Here is a 21,381-nt window from a genome sequence, read left to right as displayed (position 1 = left end):
CCTACGCGGCGGTAATGGCGCCGTTCTGGACGCGGAGGGACTGGGTGGTGAACTTCCGCTGCAGCTCGTCGGGCGTCCGCTGCGAGTAGTCCTTGTCGATCTCGCTGCTGGGGATCAGGTGGTAGGTGGCCACGGCCTGATCCGCCTGCACCTCCACCATGAGGAAGCCGTGCTGCGTCGAGTTGGAGAAGACGAGCTTGTCGTTGCCCGCCTTCAGGGTGGCATCCAGTTGGGCGACCACGTACTTGTAGATGGCGCTGCCCGAGTAGTAGCCAGCGCCGAGCACGGCATTGCCGGCCAGTTCCTGCACCGTGCCGGAGGAGATGGCCGGACCGGTCAACATGGGGATGCCCTCCTCCACCGACGCGTACGAGGCGTGGATGTCGCCGGACAGCACCAGCGCGTTGACGTTCTTGGCCTTCAGGGTGCTCAGCAGCTCCTTGCGCTTGGTGGGGAAACCATCCCACTGATCCACGTTGAAGTAGAAGCGCTGGCGCAGCGTCGAATCAGGGATGTCCGCCTTCTGGCGCAGGTCCCACACCAGCGAGGTGAAGGACACGGAGCTGACGACCACCTTCCAGGTGTTCGTGGCCTGCACCTGCTGATTGAACCAGTCCTCCTGGGTGGCGCCCCACACGTTCTCGCTGGCCTTCCCGGAGGAGAGGTAGCGATACCCCGCGTAGAGATCGAAGGTGTCCTTCACCACCACGTAGCGCGAGCCGCGAATGTTGAAGAGATCCACCTTGCCCATATGGACGTAGGCCAGACCGCGCGGCTTGCCCGCGGCGGAGATGGGCGCCTGGCCGAGGGCGGCCAGGGTCTGGTTGACGTAGGCGAGCGCGAGCTTGCCCTTCACCCAGGTGCCTGCCTTGGCCGTGGCCTCCGCCTGAGTCAGCCCGGCCTTCATGGCTTGGGCCACATACGCCTGCGAGAGGGCTCCCTTCACAGCGGCCAGCTCCGCGGCATCCACGTCCACGTACGCGAACAAGTCGCTCGCGAAGGCCGGAGCCGCGCCGATCGCCGTCAGTACCGCCTCGTCCATGACCACGGTGCCCGGATAGCCGTCCTCGGGGATGAGGTGGTCGGGTCGGTAGGTACGGTAGTCGGTGACGATGAGCTTCACGTGCTTGCCGAACTCGAAGTCCCGGTAGATGCGGGTGTCCGGGTACTTGGGCTCGGAGTCCACGTTGATGGAGCCCTCGCCGGCGGTGCCCGCGGTGTCGATGGGCAGGAACTCGAAGAAGGCCTGCTCGGCGTTGCGGCGGCGGTCATCCTGCTTCTCGGAGCGGCGGCCGTCCTCGTAGGTGGCGTTCGAGCCCCAGCAGTCATCCGAGAACTCGTGGTCGTCCCAGACGTTGATGAAGGGGTAGCGCTCGTGGACCTTCTGGATGAGGGGGTCCGTGCGCAGGGTCTTGTAGATGTCGCGGTAGTTGGAGAGCGACTGAGCGGCGTAGTACTGGAAGACGCCGTTCTTCTGGACGAGCGCCTCCTCGGGCTTGCTGAAGGTGACGCCGCGCGTGGTGTTGGAGGACTGGAAGGCCGGGTCGCCGGTGGTCTCGTAGATGTAGTCGCCGAGGAAGATGATGGCATCCACGTCCGCGTTCAGCTGCAGCAAGCGCTGCCATGCGTTGTAGTAGCGGCCGACGTAGTCCTGGCAGTTGCCGACGACGAACTTCACGGGGACAGCGTCACCCGGCGCGGGGGCGGTCTTGGTGCGGCCCACGGGGGAGACGAAGCGCTCGCCGTCGTGCTCGTAGACAAAGCGGTAGTAGTAGGTGGTGCGCGGCGACAGGTTCGTCACCTTCACCTTGAGGGCGTTGTCGTGCGCGACCTGCGCCTGGAGACCCTTGGGGTTGGCGATCAGCGTGCCGAAGCTCTCCTCGGTGGAGACCTCGAGCGACAGGGTGACGTCTCCGCCATGCTCCTCATCCACGGCGCGCGTCCACAGCACCACGCTGTCGGGGCGCGGATCACCGGAGGCCACGGACTGAGGGAAATAGGCGCGAGACTGCGCTGCCTGCTGCTCGGTCGTCTCTTCTTCGCTGCATCCGAACGCAGTCGTCGCCGCGACCGCGACGATGGACTGCAGGATGGTGCGACGGTGCAGTTTCTGGGACAAAGGACCCCTCCAAATAAGCCGGGCCTGCGGGCCTGCGGCGGGCGCGAAGTCTACGGTGGATCTCCGCGGCTCGGGCAACCATCCTTCAAAGAGCTCATGACGCAGCGCGCCTGAGATTCGCGGTGGAGGAACGTCACAAGGAGTGTTGCTTGTCGTCAGCGGAGGAACTGAATGACTAGGGTGCACGCCATGGCGGAACTCTCACCTGCGGAGATCGATCAGTTCATCGAACAGGGCTACATCCGCCTCGAGCACGCCTTCCCTCGAGAGTTGGCGGACGAATGCCGTGAGTTCCTCTGGCGCGGCACGGGATGCGACCCGGGCAATCCGGCCACGTGGACTCAAGCCGTCGTCCGCCTGGGCTACCTGGGACAGGAGCCGTTCCGCCGCGCGGTGAATACCCCTCGGCTTCATGCGGCCTTCGATCAGCTGGTGGGACCGGGGCGCTGGTTGCCTCGCGCTGATGTCGGCACGTTCCCCATCCGCTTCCCGAGCCCGGATGCTCCAGGAGATGACGGGTGGCACATCGACGCCAGCTTCCCGGGAGAAGACCCGAACTCGTTCTTCTCCTGGCGGGTGAATGTAGCCTCGCGAGGCCGTGCCCTGCTGATGCTCTTCCTGTTCTCGGACGTGGGCCAGGACGACGCGCCGACGCGCCTCCGAGTCGGCTCCCACCTGGATGTGGCCCGGCTCCTCGAACCGGAGGGCGATGCGGGCTTGTCATTTATCGAGATGGCGCAGAGGCTCGACACGACAGCGAGCCGTCCCGTCGCGCTCGCCCAGGGTGAAGCTGGCACGGTCTTCCTCTGCCATCCCTTCCTGGTCCACGCGGCTCAGCCACACCGCGGCACCCAGCCGCGCTTCATGGCCCAGCCACCGCTCCATCCCGCCCAACCGCTCCAGCTCCATCGCGATGATGGAGCCTATTCCCCCGTCGAACTCGCCATCCTCCGGGGGCTCGGGAGGTAACGTCCGTCCAGGCAGGAGCCTGCCCACAGGAGGGGCCTTCATGCTCTCTCGGCACTCACCTCGGGCACCGTGACGAACATTGGGGGACGGCATGTTTGCGAGGATGTACAGAACAAGAGCACTGTGGGTGCTGAGTGCGATGTTGGGATGCGGCGCCTCCAATCCGAACGTGAGGGTACACAGGCTTCCGGATGGGCGCTTGGAGGTATACGGCCCTCTGGCCGGTCCCTTTCGCACGCTGGAGAACCTGGCCACGAGCGCATGCGAATTGATGACGAGTCAGGCCGGTGCCTCCAGCGGCGCGTACGGCTTCGAGTACTGCGCGCTACATTATTTCTCGCATCAAGATGGCGGGTTCTTCCTCAGCTACCTCTCCGACTCGGTGGCGCCCATACGCATCCCTACCCCCGCGCATTCTCCCGAAGAGACACCAGCGTCAGAGCCCACTGGTTCCCCGTCCGGTTCGCGGACCCTGTGACGGGACAGGTATGGGATCGCCAGCTCATGGTCTTCTTCCGGGGCAGAACAGGGTCCTGCATGGCTTACGACTACAACAATGCAACGCGGGTAGTCTCTGCACTCAGGGAGGGCCAATGGTTTCCCATTGGCAAAGCCGAGGACGACGGAGACGTTCACCTGTTTGAGGGGGAGGAATGGATACCATGACGCGTAAGCACACCCCCAAGGCTCGGCCCACCGCGCTCCTTGTCTGCTGTTCCCTCTTCATGACCCACTGCTCGTATTTTGGATATTACAAATACGAGCAGGCCGTCAGGGTGCCCACCGCGCTGTCCGAGCCGGTGCGGTTCCCGGATTCGTACGACGGCAGCGTCCGCACGGAAGGAGCCGCGACCCGGGCGCTCGCGGTGGCCATGAACGACTTCCTGCCACCGGGCAGAAGTCTCAAAGGGGAGAATCCACCTGTCGCCAGGTGCCTCTCCCGCTGGGAGACCTATGACATCTCCATTCTCCGGGCCACGGACGACCTCTTCTTCATCCAGTTCTCGCCCATCCTCGCCCGCTGTGGCCTTGACGACTCCACCATCATGGATGCGGGAGCAGAGTATGCCGTTGATGGGCAGGGCCGCATTCTTGCGGTGCACTGATCCAGCCACGCGCCGTCGCCTCCCTGTTTGGCTGCCCCCCAGAATCGAAGTCCCCCTTGATGCACGGCGATCCGCTCGTCTGGACCACGCTCCGCTCCAAGCCAATCTCTTCGAGCGCTGCCGCCGCAGGGCCAGGGTCCCCCACGCAGAGGCACTTCAGCTCTTTCACCGGATTACAGCCGGACTCCTTATAGGTAGTTGAACTTCACCGGCTGCGGCTTCTGCTCGGTCCGAGGAGTCTCTCCAGTACCGCCCAGGGCCACCAGCGGCAGCAGACACAGCCACATCCAGCGCACACCCCTCACGTATCCGTTCCTCCCAAGGCTCCTGGCACCGTACCAGGAGGCCACCCGTACGGAGGGGTGTTCCACGTCCCAGCCTGGGAAAAAACCAGGGGCTGCCCACCTCGCGGCGAGCAGCCCCTGTCACTTCCTTCAGCGGAACGGGCTCAGGCCTACTTCACGGCCTTCACGCGCGGGCGCTTCTCCGGCTCGCCCGAGGACTCCGGCTCAGCCGGAGCAGCAGCAGCAGCCGGCCCCTTCGTTACGCCGTACTTCTCCAGCACCAACGCCTCGATCTCCTTGTACGTGTCCGGGTGCTCGCGCAGGTAGTCCTTCGCGTTCTCCCGGCCCTGGCCGATGCGCTCACCCTTGAAGGCGAACCAGCTACCGCTCTTCTCGATGATGCCATCGTTGGACGCCAGGTCGATGAGGTCCCCCTCTCGCGAGATGCCCGTGCCGTACATGATGTCGAACTCCACCTCCTTGAAAGGAGGCGCCACCTTGTTCTTCACCACCTTCACGCGCGTGCGGCTGCCCACCACGTTCTCGCCGTTCTTGATGGCTCCGATGCGCCGGATGTCCAGGCGCTGGGACGCGTAGAACTTCAGCGCGTTACCGCCCGTCGTCGTCTCCGGGTTGCCGAACATCACGCCGATCTTCATGCGGATCTGGTTGATGAAGATGACGCACGTCTGGCTCTTGGAGATGGTGCCCGTGAGCTTGCGCAGCGCCTGGCTCATCAGTCGCGCCTGCACGCCCATGTGCGCATCGCCCATCTCCCCCTCGAGCTCGGCCTTCGGCACCAGCGCCGCCACCGAGTCCACCACCAGCACGTCGATGGCTCCCGAGCGCACCAGCATCTCCGCGATCTCCAGGCCCTGTTCGCCCGTGTCCGGCTGGCTCAAGAGCAAGTCATCCGTGCGCACACCGAGCTTGCGCGCGTAGCCCACGTCCAACGCGTGCTCCGCGTCGATGTAGCCGCAGATGCCGCCGCGCTTCTGCGCCTCGGCGACGATGTGGAGACACAGCGTCGTCTTACCGGAGGACTCCGGCCCGAAGATCTCCACGATGCGCCCCTTCGGCACACCGCCCACGCCCAACGCGATGTCGAGCGAGATCGAGCCCGTCGAAATGGCCTGAATGTCCTTGACCAGCGGATCGTCGTTGCCGAGCCGCATGATCGAGCCCTTACCGAACTGGCGCTCGACCGCCGTCATCGCCAACTCGATCGCCTTCTCCTTCTCCTGATTCACAGCCATCTCTACTCCTCCAGTCGTATGCGGTGAGCCACCCCGGCCCACCTGAACCCGCGTTCAGAACGCGAGGCCTATTACTACGCGACGGGTAGACCGTAGTCCACCCCTCTGACACACCCATGTTGTCCCGGCTCCTCAGCTCCGATGGAGAGCAAACAGGAGAGTGGCCACCAGCCCCGCCAGCCCGGACACCAGCCCTGCATAACCCCCCAGAAGACTTAGGGAAAGAGACAGCCCCGACACCACCAGCAGCACCGCCAGCCCCATGTTCCGCAGCGGCGAACGAGGCTTGCTGAGCAGCAAGGCCGCCGTGGCCATCAGCGCCAAGCCTACCTCCACCGTGAGGAGCCCCGTCGCCGGCTGGAAACGCAGCAGGTTCAGCACCATCTCCGTCAGGGCCCCTCCCACCATGACGCCCGCCGCCCCAGCCTTGAAATCCCGGTCTCTCTTCCGGGTCCGCAGTTGATGCTTCCGCGGCTGGATGCGCTCCAGGTCCTCGGGGCGAACCTCCAGCGCGTACGGAAAGCCCATGGCCAGCAGCCCCCGCACCGCCGTCTCGTGGCAGGCGTGGCCCGCAGCGTCCGCCAGCCCCTCCAGCCGTCCGCTCTCAATAAGGTGGTGGAACCAGTCCGCCACGTGCCGTGAGCCTCCCTCTCGCACCATCTCGTCCAACCAACGGTTGATGCGCCGCGAGAGTTCCTGCCGCTCCGGCCCCTCCGCGCTCCGGGCCTGGTCCACCAGCAACAGCACCGGCAGCGGCGTCTCCGGAGGCGGCGTCTTCGTCCCGGGCAGCGACGGCGTACTGGGATGAACGGTGATCTGCGCCGGATCATCCTGGATGGTGGGGCCATCGTTCCCCACCTCTAGGAACGCGTCCCTCATCACCCACGAACTCAGAGGGGGAGCCTGTGGCTCCAGCTCAGGGGCCAAGACCACGGGGTGCTCGTCTACCGGGAGCACGGCCGAGGGAATGCTGGCCTGGGCTCGAGCAGCTGGGAGCTCGGGCTCGACTGCCTGGATTTCCAGCTCGATGGACCGGGGCGGCGCGGGAGGAACGGGCCGCTCAAGAGGGGCCTCGGGGACGGAATGTCCCCAGTCCGCCACATCCGCGATCGGAAGATCCTGGCCTCCCTCGCCTTCCGAGGCGCTGGATGCTTCCCCCAAGGTGGGGGGACGTATGCCGGACATGGTCGCCACGCCGAAAACTGTACCCAGGAGTGCCCCTGCGGTTCAAAGCGCATGAGGGCCCGCAACTTCTTTAAGGCCCCTGGGTTGATGAATTTCGTGGAGCCGGAATCGGACGCACACATCATGCAGCGGGTGGCAGCGGGCGACCGGAAGGCGTTTGCCCTGCTGTTCGACCGCTACCACGCCAGCGTGGCGCGGTTTGCCTTCCGCTTCGTGGGGGATCCAGCACGGGCGGAAGAGCTGACGCAGGACATCTTCGTGAAGCTGTACCGGAACGCGAAGGCCTACAAGCCCACGGCGCAGTTCAAGACGTTCCTGTTCCGGGTGGCCACCAACCACTGCCTCAACGAAGTGCGGCGCGGAGAGTATCGAGTGTCTCACACCCCCACCTCGCCCCAGGAGGACGCCGAGGAAGGCGGCGTAGACGTCGCGGCGCCCGAAGGCGATCGGCCGGACGAGGCGGTGGCGGGGCGGGAGCTGGAGCGGGCCGTGGGCGAGGCCCTCAAGGGAATGAGCGAGCGGGAGCGGGCGGCCTTCACCATGTGCCGCTTCGAGGGCATGGCGTACCGGGACATCGCGGAGGCACTCGAGGCGAGCGAGGCGGCGGTGAAGAGCCTCATCCACCGGGCCACGCTGGCGGTGGCGAAGAAGATTGAAGAGTTGCAGGCGGGCACCTTGCCCGCGAGGAGCAGGGCATGAGCTGTATGTTTGAAGAAGACCTGACGGCCTATGTCGACGGGGAACTGCCCCCGGCACGCCGGGCTGAGGTGGAGACGCACCTGGGCACGTGCGCGGAGTGCCGCCAGACCGAGGCACTGCTGCGCCGGACCCTGACGAGCCTGCCCGCGCTGCCGGAGTTCAAGCCCTCGCCCGACACGCGCCGGGCGGTGCTGGCCAAGGTGGACGCACTGCCGCTGCCGCTGCGGGAGCGGTTGAAGGCGCTGCTGAGGCCCTCGGTGCTGGTGCCCTCGCTGGGGCTGGCGGCGGCGATGGGCGTGGCCGTCCTCGTCACCGGCCAGGAGACGCAGAGCGTGGATGTGACGGACGCGGGCACGCTGGAGCTCGCAGCCAACCTGGAGTTGGTCGAGGACTACGACATCGTCGGCCTGGACAGCTCCGAGGACCTGGAGGTCATCGAAAACCTCCACGAGCTGGAGGTGCAGTGATGGGACGCAACCTGGCGATCATCGGCGTGGTGGTGGCACTGCTGCTCGGAGTGCCCTCTCGGGCGCAGGACTCCGCCCGGGGCCAGACGGCGGCCGAGCGCTTCGAGAAGCTCTCGCCGGAGCAGAAGGAAGCGCTGCGCGCCAAGCTGCGCGAGTTCAAGGCGCTGCCCAAGGAGGAGCAGGAGCGCATCCGCGGCAACCTGGAGCGCTTCCGGAAGCTGCCGCCCGAGGAGCGCGAGCGCATCCGCGCCAACCTGCGGGAGTTCCAGCGGCTGAGCCCGGAGGAGCGCCAGCTGCTGCGCGAGCGCTTCCGCGAGTTCCGCAACATGGACCCGGAGCGCAAGGCGGAGCTGCGCAAGCGCATGCGCGAGTACCTGCGCGCGCACCCGGAGCGCCGCGAGCAGATGATGGAGAACATGCGGCGCTGGAGGCAGATGACGCCCGAGCAGCGCCAGGACCTGCGCGAGCGCATGCGTGAGAGGCGGCGCCGGTGAGCCGCTTCCTCGTCATCCTGCTGGCCTCTGGCCTCTATGCCGGCACGGCCTCGGCGGCGGAACCGCAACCTTCGTCGCCCCCTCCTCCCCCGCGGACCTCCGAGCCGTCCAAGGCCAAGCCCGCCGAGCCCAAGCTCTCGGCGGAGGACCGGGAGGTGGTGGAGAACCTCGAGCTGCTCGAGAGCATGGACACAGCGGAGGACCTGGACCTGCTCCTGGAGCTCTCCAAGGAAGAGGAGAACTGAGCCCTCGGGCTGCGGTGGGTTGTGGCCTTGCACGGGTCGTGGCGTAGACTGGGACCGTGGAAGTCGGGTCCGCCAGAACCGTGGAGTTCCCCTCGCGGCGCTACGGCCGCTACATCATCCGCTCGCGCGTGGGCGAGGGCGGGATGGCCGAGGTGTTCCTCGCGGACGCCATTCCGCCCCGGGGTGACAAGTTCTCGGTGGCCCTGAAGCTGATGCGCAAGGGAGTACCCCTCGAGGCCTTCGCGGACGAGGTGGACTTGATGGGGCTGCTGGACCACCCCAACCTCGTGCGCATGCTGGAGTCCGGAGAGGCCTTCGGGCGGCCCTACATCGCCATGGAGTTCCTCGACGGCGGGGACCTCAAGCGGCTGATGGATGCCCACGAGACGCTGAAGCGGCGCATCCCCGTGGGCATCGCCGTCCACGTCTGCATCGAGGTGCTCCGGGCGCTGTCCTACTTCCACCAACTGCGCACGCGCAGTGGCCGGCCCCTGGAGCTGGTGCACGGGGACGTGAACCCGTCGAACATCTTCTTCTCGGGCGAAGCGGACGTGAAGCTGGGCGACTTCGGGGTGGCCAAGGGGAGCGCGGCGAACATCGGCCCCCAGGACGGCGTCGCCGCCGGGAAGCTGCACTACCTCTCGCCCGAGCAGACGCTGGGCGAGTCCCTCACGCCCGCGTCGGACCTGTTCTCCCTGGGCATCGTGCTGCACGAGCTGGTGGTGGGCACCCACCCGTTCCTCCGCAACGAGACGGACGACGAGGTGGTGATGGAGGCCATCCGCGCGGCAAAGGTGAGCCTGCCGGACACAGTGGACAAAGGGCTGGGACAGATCATCCGCAAGGCGCTCACGCCGGACCTGGACAGCCGCTACCGCACGGCTGGCGAGTTCGCCGGCGCGCTCCTCACCTGGACGCTGGACTCAGGCAACAGCCCCTCGCGAGAGAACGTGAAGTCCTGGCTGCTCAAGACCCTGAGCTACGCCGGCCTGTAGCACGGGGGCCCACGACTGGGCCCCCGCCGCGGGTCTCACGGCTCGTAGGCGGCGCTCGATGCCTTGTGCGCGTTCACGTCCGCATCGGTGAAGTACAGAGGCGGCGCCTTGTTCCGGCGCCAATGCTCCGCCTCGTCCGCGTGGTGCGGGCTCTTCGGATCGAAGGCCTGCCCACCTGGCAGCGCGTTCCAGGCGCGAGGCCCCGAGGGCGTCATCTCCACCACCAGCCGCTGCACCGGACCGTTCTCGTAGGAGAACTTCTCCGGGTTCGTCAGCCCGGAGTTCGAGGCATCCACTCCGAAGTTGTCACCGGGACGCGGGAAACCCACCGGGAACTTCGCGTTGCCGGGCGCGGGGAGCGTCACCGGGCTCTCTCCGCTCGTAGGAGGCACCAGGGACACCAGGGTCAGCGTGTGCAGCTTGCCCCACTGCCACTGCGCCATGTCCGTCCCGAGCCGCTCCCGCAGGTAGAGCGCTCCCTGCAGCATCGCGGCGGCGATGCGCTCGTCCCGAGTCTCCACCTCCGCCGTCGTGAGGTTGTCCCACAGCACGGTGTCCCCCTTGGCGGCGCTGTACGTCGCGAGCCGGGTGGGCTCCAGCATGGCGAACTGCACCAGCCGCCCCAGGCTCTTGGTGCCCGGGCTCTGCCCCATGGCGGTGAGTTCGTCATCAAAAGCGAGCTTCACCAGCCGCACCATCGACGCGTTGAAGATCGAGGCCGCGATGGAGTCGGATACCTCCGAGGCGGACGGTGCGCCGTCCCCGATGTCCACCCCAGGAGGCGTCTCGAACGACCATGCCTCCAGCCGGCCCGCCACCTGCACGAGCAGCTCCAGATCCGCCGCGGAGACCCGCTGCACCAGGCCTGAGAGATCAGGGTACGTGCCCGGCTGCCGCCGCTCCTCCTGCACTCGCCGCGCCGCAGCCACGAACTTCGGCGCCAACAGCGCGCCCAGTGGCGAGCGGTGATCGCCCTGGAGCACCATCATGTCCTCGGGCTTCACGCCACCCTTGTCCACGAGCGCCTGGAGCCGCTCCGTAATGCGGGCGATCCGGTGGCCGATGTCGTAGTCCCACCCGATGTAGTGCGCATCGTTGAACGGGTTGCCGTCACGCGTCGTGCCGATCAGGTCGTTGTTGGCCGTGGCGATGAAGCCCTTGGAGGGGTTCAGGTCCTGCGGCAGGAAGCGGCTCTCCTCGTCGCCGATCCACTCACAGCTGCCATCCCCTGGCAGCACCATCGCGGGCGACAGCCCCGTCTGGGTCACCGGGTCATACGTCAGCGCCCGAGGATCGCGCACTGGCAGCCGGGACTGCGTGGACCAGAAGATGTCCCCCTCGCGCGTCGTCACCACGAAGCTCTGGGCGCCGACTTTGAACTTCGTCAGCGCCTCCTGCGCCTCCGCCAGGTTCGCCGCGACGTTCAGCCCGAGGAACGCACCGAACTCGTTCGACACCTCGTTGCCCGTCCACCGCACGGAGAACGCCTTGCTCGCGGTCCGAGGCACCACCGCGCCGTTCTGAATCGTGGGGATGACGACACCGTGGTGCGGGACGTTCTCCAGCTTGAGCACCACATTGGGCTTGCCCGCGACCTTGATGGTCTCGGTGATGATCTCGATGGGCACCTGCTGGCCCTTGAAGAGCACCGTGTCCGGAGCCCCACTCTGGCCCGCAGTGATGGTCTCCTCGTACACGTCCGTCACATCGTGTTTCGCCGTCGTGGAGCCCCACGCGATGCGATCATTGAACCCCAGGAGGATGCCGGGCACGCCGACCAGCGAGATGCCCTGCGCATCCAGGTTCCCTCCCGCCCGCTTCGTGTTCAGGTGCGAGTACCAGAAGAGCGGAGGGCTCGGCAGCGACAGGTGCGGGTCATTCGCCAGCAGCGGCGCTCCCGAGGCCGTCTTCGCCCCGGACACCACCCAGTTGTTCGAGCCACGGTTGTCATCACCGAACACCTCCCGCAGCCGCCGGGCCCCATCGAGGAACCCCTGCGCCTGGGAGAGCAGCTCCACGTCCGGCAGCCGCGTCTGGCTCAGGCTGCGCTTCGGAGCAGGCCCACCGTTCGACTGGCCCTCGCGCGTGAACACATCGCGCGACGGGGCGAACGACCAGAAGTCACGGAAGAGACCCGCGCGCGGGTTGCCCGCCGGGAACGCCGCAGCAGCAGCCCCGCGCGCCTTCGTCAGCGCCACATCCTGCTCCGCCTCGTACGACAGCGAGTAAGACAGGTACCGCCCGATCGCGACCGAGTCCTGCGGCGTCCAATCCGTGAACGCCGCGGGGTTGGACAGCAGGAACCCGAGCAGCTCCGCGCCCGAAGACAGCTTCGCCTTTCCGGTGCGCAGCTCGCCGAGGTACACGTTGACGCCCGCAGCGAAGCCATCCAGCGCGGCCTTCTCCGGAGAGCCCACGGGCAGCGACGCATAGACGCGATCCGCCACCCGCTTGAAGCCAATCACCCGGGCGCTGACGTCATTCTCCACCGACGTGGAGGACAGCGAGCCGAGGAACTCGGCCAGCCGCCCCGTCACATTCCGCTTGAGAAACTCCATCTGCGGGAACCGGTCGCGCGCCATCAGGTAGCCCTGCACGAGCGCGGCGTCATGCAGCGACGACGCATAGATGTGTGGCATCCCACGGTCATCCACCACGACCTCCACCGGCCCCTCGAGCCCCGCCAGCTTCTCTCCAGATGCCTGGGGAGGCTCCACGGGAGGCTGCGGCGTGGGCGAGTCTCCCGAGCTGCAACCGCTCGCGCCTCCCAGCCAGACGAGCCCCATCACACCCAATGCAGCGAGCAACGGCGAGCGACGCACGAGAGCCTCCACGGTCAAAGGGGGCGCGAAGCTAGCACGGGACCGAGAGGCGCTACGCCCTGCCGCTACAGCAGCGCGCGGACCTTGGCGGGATCGAACGGCTTGTCGATGCGCCGCGCGGCCACCCTCTCCATGAATGACGCAGCGCGCGGCGTGAACGCACCGGCCGTCATGAACACCATCTTGGACAGCACCTCCGGGCGCTGCGCCGCGATGGAGTCATGCAGATCCATGCCGGTGATGTCGGGCATCATCAAGTCACAGAAGATGATGTCGTAATCTTCCTGCTTCACCAGCAGCCAGTGCTGGGCAGTGCGAGCCGTCTCCGCCAGCTCCACCTGATGCGGCGCGCCAATGATGCGAGCGAGCGCTTGGCGGACCTCGGGATCGTCGTCGATGACCAGCACGCGCCGCGGGATGACGGTCGGCAGCGAGGGAGCCAGCGTGGGCACATCCTCCTCGAACTGCGAGGCAGAGCGCAGAAGGACCCGGAACGTGGTCCCCTTGCCCAGCTTGCTCTCCACCTCGATGGTGCCGCCCAGCCCCGTGATGATGCCGTGGCACACCGAGAGCCCCAGCCCCGTGCCCACGCCCACGGGCTTGGTGGTGAAGAACGGCTCGAAGATGCGCGGCAAGTGCTCAGCGGCGATGCCGCTGCCGGTGTCGCTCACCTCGACGGTGACCCATCCCTCCGCCGTCTCGTACACGGCGACCGTCACCTCGTTGTTGGCCACCTGCCCCTCGGGGATGGCCTGCGCGGCGTTGACCAGGAGGTTGAGGAAGACCTGGCCCAGCCGCGACTCGTTGCCCTGCGCGTAGGGCGTGGCCTCATACTTGCGCACCAGCCGGGCCCGCTGCCGCAGCTGAGGCGCCGCCATCGACATGGAGAACTCGAGCGTCGCCTGGATGTCCACCGGCCCCAGCGTGTCCGGATCTCCGCGAGCGAAGGTGCGCAGATCCCTAACGATGTCCCGGATGCGCTCGGCCCCCAGCTGGGCCTGCATCAGCGCCCGCTGCACTTCCTCCATGTCCACGCCCGGCGTGGGCACCTTCACCCGCAACAGCTCCTCGATGGCGAACGTCTGGTTCGCCAGCACATAGGACAGCGGGTTGTTGATCTCGTGGCCTACGCCCGCCGCCAGCTGGCCGGCGGTGGCAAGCCGCTCGGCCTGCACCAGCGCGCTCCGGGCCGCCTCGAGTTCGGTGGAGCGGTGCCGCACCATCTCCTCGGCTTCGGTGCGCGCCTGCTGCTCGCGCGACAGCAGCGCATCACGCTCCTCCTCGGCGCGGCGGCGCCGGGAGATGTCCTCGATCACCGCGATGAAGTAGTCGGGCATGCCATCGGGCTTGCGCACCAGCGACACGGTGAGCGCGCACCAGATGAGAAACCCCTGCTTGTGCTTGAAACGCTTCTCCAGCGAGTACCGGGGGATGACGCCGTCGAGCACCTGCATGGCCAGATCCAGATCGGGCCCCATGTCCTCCGGGTGGGTCAGATCCGCGAAGCCGTGCTCCACCACCTCCTGGATGGTGTAACCCCAGATCTCCCCCAGCCGCGAGTTGGCGCGCATCACCTGGCCGCTCACGCTCACGTGCGCGATGCCCACGGCGGCCTGCTCGAACGTGGCCTTGAAGCGCCGCTCGCTCTCCTCGAGCTGAGCCAGCGCCTGCTCACGTCCCGTGACATCCAGGACTTGAGTCAGGATGCAGGCCAACTTGCCCGAAGGATCACGTATCGCGGTGCAGTACCACACACAGTGAGTCACGAAGCCGTCCCTGCGGGACGTCCTGAACTGAAGGGAGACCCACGGCATCTCCCCAGCGCAGAACCGGTCCATCACCTCCCAGACGCGCGCCTCGTCGTCCTTGTGGACCAGGGACAGCTCACGCAGGTGCTTACCGCGCACCTCCTCTTCGCTCCACCCGAAGAGCTCCGTCGCACGCCTGCTCCACACCGAGACCCGGAAATGGGTGTCCCACTCGATGATGGCGAGAGGAGAAGTATCCGCAAGGTCGTTCGCCGAGAACGTCCAGTGAGGATCTTCAGGTTTTGGAAGCTTCGAGGGACGCGCGGACATGCACGGGTGACCCCCGCAGTCTACGCCCCAGGGCACGCCTATTGTCCACCGTCCCTACCCGGGAGATGCGTTAGCGGGCTTGTTGGCAGGCGAGTGGGTGCTGCTCAGGCTGGCCTCGGCGGCGATCTCTCGCAGCAGCGCACCGCTGAAGTGATCTCTCGCCTGCATGTAAACACACGTGCGCTGAGCCACGGTGCCGAAGCGGAGTTTCTCCAGGTTTGCGGTCATTCCGAGGTGAACTGTTTTTGTTCCCAGCTCCATGGCACGGCGAATGATTTGAAACAGCATCTGGCGGTACGCGCCGTGCTGATACACGTAGTCATAATCAACCCCACAGAGGAAGGCGCCGTAGTGGGCGTCCTGCTTGTAACCGGCGTAGAAGGCGACCGGGCGGCCATGGGCAGGGCCTCCGTGAGCCGGATCCAGCCGGAGCGTAACGAGCTCCCAGGCCGGAGACTCGTGCATGGCGGCCAGCAGTTGAAGCGGCAGGTGAAACACGTTGAGACGCATGGCCTTCTTGGCCACGTTCAAATACAGCGAGTGCAGGTGCTCGAGCTCTTCCACGGAGAGTGTCTCGCCCACGCCCACGCCGTGCACGCGCCGCTCGTAGAACTTGGACTGAGCAATGCGCTCGCGCAGGTGCTCGCGCTTCCGCTTCGTCAAGGTGGCCAGGTACTCCTCCTCGGTCCACCAGGTGATGTTGAGCACATGGGAGTCCAACATGGGCACCTTCACCAGCCCGTGGTGGAGCAGTTCCTGATCCATCTCGTTGTCGTCCGCTGGGAGATCTCTCATCGTCATCACCGAGCAGCGGTTCTTGTCGTACTCCTCGCGTGCCACCTCCAGCAGCCGGGTGAGCGCGGCGCGCCAGGGGCCCGAGCGGTCCAGGTACAGGTGGTTGCCCTCGGACAAGAGCGTTCCCAGCAGCAGCGCCTTGGAGGACAGGAAGTAGGGATCCTCCTTGCGCCGCTCCTCCACCTTCTGGGAGACCTCTTCGCGCATGAGCATGTCGTCCTTGCACAGCGCCACCGTGAAAGGCGCCGCGGCGAGGACGCGGCCCGCTCGGTCGCGGACGAGCACATAGAGGAACTGCCAACAGTTCTCAGGCTCGGCGGCGTCCGTAAATACCTGCTCCTGCATCATCAGCGAGTCCCAGCTGATGAAGCCGACGGTGCCCAGCATCGAGTTCCACAGCTCCTTATCCACCTGCCAGATGGAGGTGTATTTCTCGACGGTGAGGTGCTCCGCGGACTCCAGCGGCCGCTTGCCGGTCGCCACCAGCTCAGTCTCAGGAGACTCCTGCTCGACGATGAGCCGCTGGATCAGCTCCTGGAGTGGCGCCCGAGCGCGCGCGGCGAACCGGCCCTTGCCCGGCAGCGCGTGGCGGAACTCGTCATCCAGGTTGTCGACCGTGAGCCCCTCCTCCGCCAGCACTGTGGGGATGTGCACGGCCAGCCGCTTGATGACCTGCTCCACATCTTCGTTCGTGTGATACGCGGTGAGAGACAAGCGGATGCCGCCGCGGCGCATGGGCACGGTGGGGTACACGGAGGGCGTCACGTAGATGCCCTCGTCCATCATCCGCCGGGCCACCTTGAAGCCGAGCCGGGGCAGGCCCAGACGCAGGAAGAAGATGGGCGTCTCGTTCTCCACGAGCAGCGGCAGGCCCTCCTCACGGATCAGCCGGTTGGCCAGTCGGATGCGCTCCTGGAGGATCTCCTGGTGCTGGTAGATCTCTTGTGACAGGTGGAGCCGCGCGGAGGCCATGGCCGCGCCGAGCATGGGAGGCTGCAACGGGCCCGAGAAGAACAGCGGGCCACCCGTCTTGCGGACGTACTGGCGCTCCTTGTCCGTGGCGAACAGCAGGCATCCGCCGCCGGCCGCGAACGCCTTGTTCAGCGAGGTGGCCAGCACAACGCGCTCGTTGAAGCCAAACCGCGTGAGGAAGCTGCCCCGGCCGTGCTTGCCCACCCAGCTCATGCCGTGCGCGTCATCCACGTAGAGCCGCACGTTGGGAGCGATCTTCAGCGCCTCGCGCAGCAGCTCGATGGGCACCAGGTCGCCATACATGCTGTAGACACCGTCCACGCAGAACCAGACCGTCTTGCGGATCGACGCCAGCCGCTGGATGGCCTCCAGGGCGCGCTCCAGCTCGCCGTGCTTCACGATCTCCACGTGACAACCGGAGGTGCGGCAGATCTGCACGGCCTGCTGGATGCTGTAGTGGGCCTGGTGATCCAGGACGATCGCGTCCTTCTCCGTAGCGAGCACGCCCAGCGCCGACTGGTGCCCCAGCGAGGTGGAGGAACAGACGATCGCGTAGCCCCCCAGCAGCTCAGACATGAGCGCCTCCAGCTCTCCGTACGGCGGCGCTGAGACGAAGCCACGCGTGGCCGAGAACTGGGTCCCGTACTTCTTCGCCGCATGGATCACGCCTTCGACGAGCTGGGGGTGCTGCTCCAGTCCCAGGTACGAGCACGAGGCGAACGACAGCAGCTCCTGGCCCTGCAGCTTGAAGGTGCGGCCGTGAAGCTCCTGGTCATCCGGATTGAGGAAGTAGATCCCATGCTGAATGGCCTCCTGATGAATGGAGTCCACCGTCGAATTGCGTTCCGAAGCTTCCATGAGAGGGACCTGGGGTGGGTGAGAACTTACCTATTCTATAGGTAACGTATTTTTCCCATGCTAGCAATACCCAATGGGTCACGCTCTGGGTGAAACAACAAAATTGAAACAACAAAGCCCGGGACCTCGCTGAGGAGGCACCCGGGCTTGTCGATTTACAGGTTTCGGCTGTTATCAGGCGACCCGTCTACTCGACGGTGACGCTCTTGGCGAGGTTGCGCGGCTGGTCCACGTCGTTCCCGCGCATCTCGGCCACATGGTAGGCGAGCAGCTGCAGCGGGATGGTGGCCACCACCGGCGCCAGCAGGGCGCAGGCCGGCGGGATGCGGATGACGTGGTCGGCCAGCGAGCTCACGTGCGCGTCATCCTCGTCGATGATCGCGATGACCTTGCCGCCGCGGGCACGCACTTCCTCGATGTTGCCGATGATCTTCTCGTAGGCCACGTGCGGCTGCTTGGGCGCGATCACCACCACGGGCATCTTCTCGTCGATGAGCGCGATGGGGCCATGCTTCATCTCGCCGCCGGCGTAGCCCTCGGCGTGGATGTAGGAGATCTCCTTGAGCTTCAGCGCGCCCTCGAGCGCCACCGGGTGCATGGGGCCGCGGCCGAGGAAGAGGAAGTCCTGCGAGTTCATGAAGTCGCGGGCCACGCGCTTCACGGACGGCTCGCACTTGAGCACGTCCTCGATCATCTTGGGGATCTCGGTCAGGTGCGTCAGGTGCTCCTGGGCCTGCTTCACGGTGAGCGTGCCACGCATGCGGCCCAGCTTGATGGCCAGCATGTAGAGCGTCACCAGTTGCGTGGTGAAGGCCTTGGTGGAGGCCACGCCGATCTCCGGGCCCGCGTTGGTCAGCACGGAGATGTCCGCCTCGCGCGTCATCGCGCTGCCCATCACGTTGCAGATGGCCATGGCGGTGGCGCCGCGGCGCTTGGCCTCCTTGAAGGCCGCCAGCGTGTCGGCCGTCTCACCAGACTGGCTGATCGCGATGGCCAGATGCGAGGAGTCGACGATCGGATCGCGGTAGCGGAACTCGCTGGCCAGCTCCACCTCGACGGGGAGGCGCGCCAGCGACTCGATCATGTGCTTGCCGGCCACGCCCGAGTGCCACGAGGTGCCACACGCGAGGATGGTCACCTTGCTGATGGCGCGCGCCTTCTCCGGGGAGAGGTTCCAGCCCTCGAAGTGGATGTCGCCCTCGGACAGGAGCATGCGGCCGCGCAGGGTGTCCGCAATGGCGCGGGGCTGCTCCCAGATCTCCTTGTGCATGAAGTGCTTGTGGCCGCCCTTCTCCGCCATCATCGGCGTCCAGTCGATGCGGCGGGTGGGCCGGTTCACGATCTGGCCCTGGCGGTTGTAGATGTCTACGCGCTGGGCGGTGACGACGGCCAGATCGCCCTCCTCCATGTAGACGAAGTCGCGGGTGTGCTCGAGCAGGGCCGGCACGTCGCTGGCCACGAAGTTCTGTCCCTGGCCCAGGCCCAGCACCATGGGCGAGGAGTCCTTGGTGCAGACGATGCGGTTCGGATCATTCGCGGTGACGACCGCCAGGGCGTAGGTGCCCTTCACCTGCTTGATGGCCAGGCGGACGGCCTCGACCAGGTCCACGCCGCGCTCCAGCTCATCGTAGATGAGGTGGGCGAAGACCTCGGTGTCCGTCTCCGAGGAGAAGATGTGGCCCTTGGCCCGCAGCTCCTCCTTGAGAGCGAGGTGGTTCTCGATGATGCCGTTGTGGACGACAGCCACGCCCTTATAGGAGTGCGGGTGGGCGTTCTCGTCCGAGGGGCGACCGTGCGTGGCCCACCGCGTGTGGCCGATGCCAATGGTGCCCTTGGGCACCTCCTGGGCCACGCGGTTCTCCAGGTTCTTCAGCTTGCCCGTGGCGCGCACCACGTTCAGCTGGTTGCGGTTCACCACCGCCACACCGGCCGAGTCGTAGCCGCGGTACTCCAGCTTCTTCAGGCCGGATACCAGAATCGGAGCCGACTCCTTGTCACCCACGTAACCAACGATGCCGCACATGTTTCAGACCCCTCTCTCACTCACCCGAGCTCCTCGGAGATGCTCCGCGGGCTCCCGAGCCACTGTGTCTCGCCGTCTTCCGGTTTTCTTACCGAGCAAGAGCCGCGCCATTGTAGCGTGGCCAGGGCGGCCCTCGGAAACCGCCCGAAAATCAAGAAGTTATCCCTGCCGAGCCTTCTTCTTCGCGACCCAGCCCTCCTTGTTCACCTGAGGCACCCTGGACACAGCGAGGCTCCCAGGCGGTACATTTTTCGTCACGGTTGTCCCCGCGCCGACGTACGCGCCATCACCCACGCTCACTGGCGCGACCAACTGTGTGTCGGAGCCGATGAAGACGCCATCGCCCAACTCGGTGACGTGCTTGTTCACTCCGTCATAGTTGCAGGTGATGGTGCCGGCCCCCACGTTGCAGCCCGAGCCGATCTTCGCGTCGCCCAGGTACGCCAGGTGGTTGGCCTTGGAGCCCTTGCCGATCCGGGCCTTCTTCGTCTCCACGAAGTTGCCCAGGTGCACTTCCTCGGACAGCTCGGTGCCCGGGCGCAGGCGGGAGAACGGGCCGATGATGCAGCGCTCGCCCACCTTGGCCTCCTCGAAGACCGAGTAGGGCTTGATGGTGGTGCCGTCCGCCACCGAGGAGGCCGTCAGCACGCTCCCCTGCCCGATGGTGACGTTGCGCCCGACCACGGAGCCGGCTGCTAGCATCACCTGCGGACCGAGCTCCGTGTCCGCGCCGATGGTGACGTCCTCCTCGATGAAGGTGCTGGGCGGGTCCACCAGGGTGACGCCCGCGCGCATGTGGCGCTCGTTGATCCGCTGCTGCAGCACGCGAGCGCGCGCCGCCAGCTCCACGCGATCATTCACACCCGCCGTCTCCGTGGCGTCCGCCTCCACCGAGGCCACGGGCCCCAGCTTCGCCGCCATCTCCACCAGATCCGTCAGGTAGTACTCGCCCTGGGCGTTCTGCGGTTGGATCTCCGCCAGCGCCTTCCAGAGGAACGAGGACTCCACCAGGTAGATGCCCGCGTTGCACTCGCGCACGGCACGCTGCTCCGGGGTGGCGTCCTTGTGCTCGACGATGCGCACCACCTTGCCACCCTCGCGGATGACGCGGCCGTAGCCCGTGGGGTCGTCCAGCACCGTGGCGACCATGGAGAGCGTGGCCTTGCCCTTCTCGTGCGCGGCCACCAGCGCCTCCAGCGTCTCACGGCGCAGCAGCGGCACATCTCCATAGAGGATGAGGACGCGGCCCGAGAAGTCCTTCAGCGCCCCCTCAGCCGAGCGCACCGCATCCGCGGTGCCGCGCTGCTCCTTCTGGAGCGCGAAGCGCAGCGTGGCCGCGGGGAGCTGCGCCTGGATGGCCTTCTCCACCTCGGCGGCCTGATGGCCCACCACCGGAACCAGCGGAGAGGCGCCCAGCTCAAGCGCGCGCTTCAGAGGATAGAAACACAGGGGCCTGCCCAGAATGGCGTGAAGGACCTTGGCCTTCTCGGACTTCATCCGGGTGCCCTTGCCGGCACACAACACCACCGCCGCTAAGGGAGAGGACATGCGGCGGAGAAATAGGGAGCCCGTTTCTGATCGTCAACCGCGAGGGGGCTCGCCCTTGTCCTTCTCTGGAAGCGCGCTGACCTCTACACACAACCCACCACTCTCGGCCCGGATCCCGAACCGTGGGCGGTAGAACACCTTCACCTCCTGGGAGGGTGAAGGTGGGTGCTGCATGGGCTTCGCGGTGGTGCTCATCAGAACCCCCGGTTGGCGACTCATGGCGTTTTCCATCTTGTGCGGATTCTTACACCCGTACAAGTAAAATTCTCTGACCATGGTGAAACTCCGTACCGGGTCCCCCCGAAAAACTGCGGGCGAAAAGAGCCAGGAAATGAGGCTGCGGACAAGAGGCAATGGGGGAAGTGCCCTGTATCGAGCGTTACGGGGCCCATGAGTTTTGGGAAAGCGACGGCGGCGCGTCGTCCTCGGGTTATAGGTTTCGGTCCTCAGCACCGAGAGAACGCCG

Annotated in this window: 16 protein-coding genes; 7 read left to right on the top strand and 9 right to left on the bottom strand. The window is 66.3% G+C overall.

Features of this window, described 5'->3' with window-relative positions; all coding sequences use genetic code 11:
- Window position 1: 1 nt before the first annotated feature.
- A complete protein-coding gene (locus DB31_RS19955) occupies window positions 2–2,119 on the bottom strand; it encodes an alkaline phosphatase D family protein (protein ID WP_157232087.1) in 2,118 nt (705 codons plus the stop codon).
- A gap of 189 nt (window positions 2,120–2,308) precedes the next feature.
- On the opposite strand from DB31_RS19955, the gene DB31_RS19950 reads away from it, so the two are divergent.
- Window positions 2,309–3,088: a phytanoyl-CoA dioxygenase family protein gene (locus DB31_RS19950; RefSeq protein WP_157232086.1), complete on the top strand. Its 780-nt coding sequence runs from the start codon at window positions 2,309–2,311 to the stop codon at window positions 3,086–3,088.
- Window positions 3,089–3,750: 662 nt separating this feature from the next.
- The gene (locus DB31_RS19945) at window positions 3,751–4,194 is read left to right on the top strand and encodes a hypothetical protein (protein WP_075306087.1); all 444 of its coding nucleotides are present in this window, start codon (window positions 3,751–3,753) and stop codon (window positions 4,192–4,194) included.
- 454 nt (window positions 4,195–4,648) lie between these two features.
- On the opposite strand, the gene recA is transcribed toward DB31_RS19945, so the two are convergent.
- Window positions 4,649–5,734, bottom strand: a complete 1,086-nt coding sequence (gene recA / locus DB31_RS19940) for a recombinase RecA (RefSeq protein ID WP_044190320.1) — start codon at window positions 5,732–5,734, stop codon at window positions 4,649–4,651.
- Window positions 5,735–5,866: 132 nt separating this feature from the next.
- Window positions 5,867–6,613 carry a hypothetical protein gene (locus tag DB31_RS19935; RefSeq protein ID WP_157232085.1) on the bottom strand — a complete coding sequence of 249 codons (747 nt, stop codon included), beginning with the start codon at window positions 6,611–6,613 and terminating at the stop codon, window positions 5,867–5,869.
- A gap of 402 nt (window positions 6,614–7,015) precedes the next feature.
- On the opposite strand from DB31_RS19935, the gene DB31_RS19930 reads away from it, so the two are divergent.
- Genes DB31_RS19930 through DB31_RS19910 form a run of 5 tightly spaced genes read left to right on the top strand, consistent with a single transcriptional unit; the run spans window position 7,016 to window position 9,819 of the window.
- On the top strand, window positions 7,016–7,618 hold the full coding sequence (locus tag DB31_RS19930) for an RNA polymerase sigma factor (RefSeq protein WP_420806711.1): 603 nt from the start codon (window positions 7,016–7,018) through the stop codon (window positions 7,616–7,618).
- On the top strand, window positions 7,615–8,085 hold the full coding sequence (locus tag DB31_RS19925; protein WP_044190318.1) for an anti-sigma factor family protein: 471 nt from the start codon (window positions 7,615–7,617) through the stop codon (window positions 8,083–8,085). The genes DB31_RS19930 and DB31_RS19925 overlap by 4 nt, the downstream gene beginning before the upstream one ends.
- The gene (locus DB31_RS19920; protein WP_083968509.1) at window positions 8,085–8,579 is read left to right on the top strand and encodes a DUF3106 domain-containing protein; all 495 of its coding nucleotides are present in this window, start codon (window positions 8,085–8,087) and stop codon (window positions 8,577–8,579) included. The genes DB31_RS19925 and DB31_RS19920 overlap by 1 nt, the downstream gene beginning before the upstream one ends.
- The gene (locus tag DB31_RS19915; RefSeq protein WP_240486778.1) at window positions 8,576–8,824 is read left to right on the top strand and encodes a hypothetical protein; all 249 of its coding nucleotides are present in this window, start codon (window positions 8,576–8,578) and stop codon (window positions 8,822–8,824) included. Before DB31_RS19920 ends, DB31_RS19915 begins: the two co-directional genes overlap by 4 nt.
- A gap of 56 nt (window positions 8,825–8,880) precedes the next feature.
- Window positions 8,881–9,819 (top strand): serine/threonine-protein kinase, encoded by a 939-nt coding sequence (locus DB31_RS19910; RefSeq protein ID WP_044190313.1) that lies wholly within the window; start codon window positions 8,881–8,883, stop codon window positions 9,817–9,819.
- 35 nt (window positions 9,820–9,854) lie between these two features.
- Here DB31_RS19910 and DB31_RS19905 read toward each other — a convergent pair whose 3' ends face one another.
- The 6 genes from DB31_RS19905 to DB31_RS48910 form a co-directional block, all read right to left on the bottom strand.
- A complete protein-coding gene (locus DB31_RS19905; protein ID WP_157232084.1) occupies window positions 9,855–12,641 on the bottom strand; it encodes a penicillin acylase family protein in 2,787 nt (928 codons plus the stop codon).
- A gap of 65 nt (window positions 12,642–12,706) precedes the next feature.
- On the bottom strand, window positions 12,707–14,719 hold the full coding sequence (locus DB31_RS44960; RefSeq protein WP_052420115.1) for a PAS domain S-box protein: 2,013 nt from the start codon (window positions 14,717–14,719) through the stop codon (window positions 12,707–12,709).
- A gap of 54 nt (window positions 14,720–14,773) precedes the next feature.
- The gene (locus DB31_RS19895; RefSeq protein WP_044190307.1) at window positions 14,774–17,344 is read right to left on the bottom strand and encodes a bifunctional aminotransferase class I/II-fold pyridoxal phosphate-dependent enzyme/GNAT family N-acetyltransferase; all 2,571 of its coding nucleotides are present in this window, start codon (window positions 17,342–17,344) and stop codon (window positions 14,774–14,776) included.
- 187 nt (window positions 17,345–17,531) lie between these two features.
- Window positions 17,532–19,367 (bottom strand): glutamine--fructose-6-phosphate transaminase (isomerizing), encoded by a 1,836-nt coding sequence (glmS, locus tag DB31_RS19890; protein WP_044190304.1) that lies wholly within the window; start codon window positions 19,365–19,367, stop codon window positions 17,532–17,534.
- A gap of 159 nt (window positions 19,368–19,526) precedes the next feature.
- Window positions 19,527–20,915 carry a bifunctional UDP-N-acetylglucosamine diphosphorylase/glucosamine-1-phosphate N-acetyltransferase GlmU gene (gene glmU, locus DB31_RS19885; protein ID WP_044190300.1) on the bottom strand — a complete coding sequence of 463 codons (1,389 nt, stop codon included), beginning with the start codon at window positions 20,913–20,915 and terminating at the stop codon, window positions 19,527–19,529.
- 33 nt (window positions 20,916–20,948) lie between these two features.
- The gene (locus tag DB31_RS48910; RefSeq protein ID WP_157232083.1) at window positions 20,949–21,134 is read right to left on the bottom strand and encodes a hypothetical protein; all 186 of its coding nucleotides are present in this window, start codon (window positions 21,132–21,134) and stop codon (window positions 20,949–20,951) included.
- Window positions 21,135–21,381 lie beyond the last annotated feature (247 nt).

The sequence above is a fragment of the Hyalangium minutum genome, assembly GCF_000737315.1.
Classification (GTDB): domain Bacteria; phylum Myxococcota; class Myxococcia; order Myxococcales; family Myxococcaceae; genus Hyalangium; species Hyalangium minutum.
The sequence above is the reverse complement of the archived record's forward strand: the minus strand, read 5'-3'. Positions and strand labels throughout refer to the sequence as shown.

Bases quoted from the DNA above. Each gene is read 5' to 3' on its own strand.
- glmU (WP_044190300.1), bottom strand. From the start codon at position 20,915: ATGTCCTCTCCCTTAGCGGCGGTGGTGTTGTGTGCCGGCAAGGGCACC.
- DB31_RS44960 (WP_052420115.1), bottom strand. From the start codon at position 14,719: ATGTCCGCGCGTCCCTCGAAGCTTCCAAAACCTGAAGATCCTCACTGG.
- DB31_RS19920 (WP_083968509.1), top strand. From the start codon at position 8,085: ATGGGACGCAACCTGGCGATCATCGGCGTGGTGGTGGCACTGCTGCTC.
- recA (WP_044190320.1), bottom strand. From the start codon at position 5,734: ATGGCTGTGAATCAGGAGAAGGAGAAGGCGATCGAGTTGGCGATGACG.
- DB31_RS19945 (WP_075306087.1), top strand. From the start codon at position 3,751: ATGACGCGTAAGCACACCCCCAAGGCTCGGCCCACCGCGCTCCTTGTC.
- glmS (WP_044190304.1), bottom strand. From the start codon at position 19,367: ATGTGCGGCATCGTTGGTTACGTGGGTGACAAGGAGTCGGCTCCGATT.
- DB31_RS19935 (WP_157232085.1), bottom strand. From the start codon at position 6,613: ATGAGGGACGCGTTCCTAGAGGTGGGGAACGATGGCCCCACCATCCAG.
- DB31_RS48910 (WP_157232083.1), bottom strand. From the start codon at position 21,134: ATGAGTCGCCAACCGGGGGTTCTGATGAGCACCACCGCGAAGCCCATG.
- DB31_RS19950 (WP_157232086.1), top strand. From the start codon at position 2,309: ATGGCGGAACTCTCACCTGCGGAGATCGATCAGTTCATCGAACAGGGC.
- DB31_RS19895 (WP_044190307.1), bottom strand. From the start codon at position 17,344: ATGGAAGCTTCGGAACGCAATTCGACGGTGGACTCCATTCATCAGGAG.
- DB31_RS19925 (WP_044190318.1), top strand. From the start codon at position 7,615: ATGAGCTGTATGTTTGAAGAAGACCTGACGGCCTATGTCGACGGGGAA.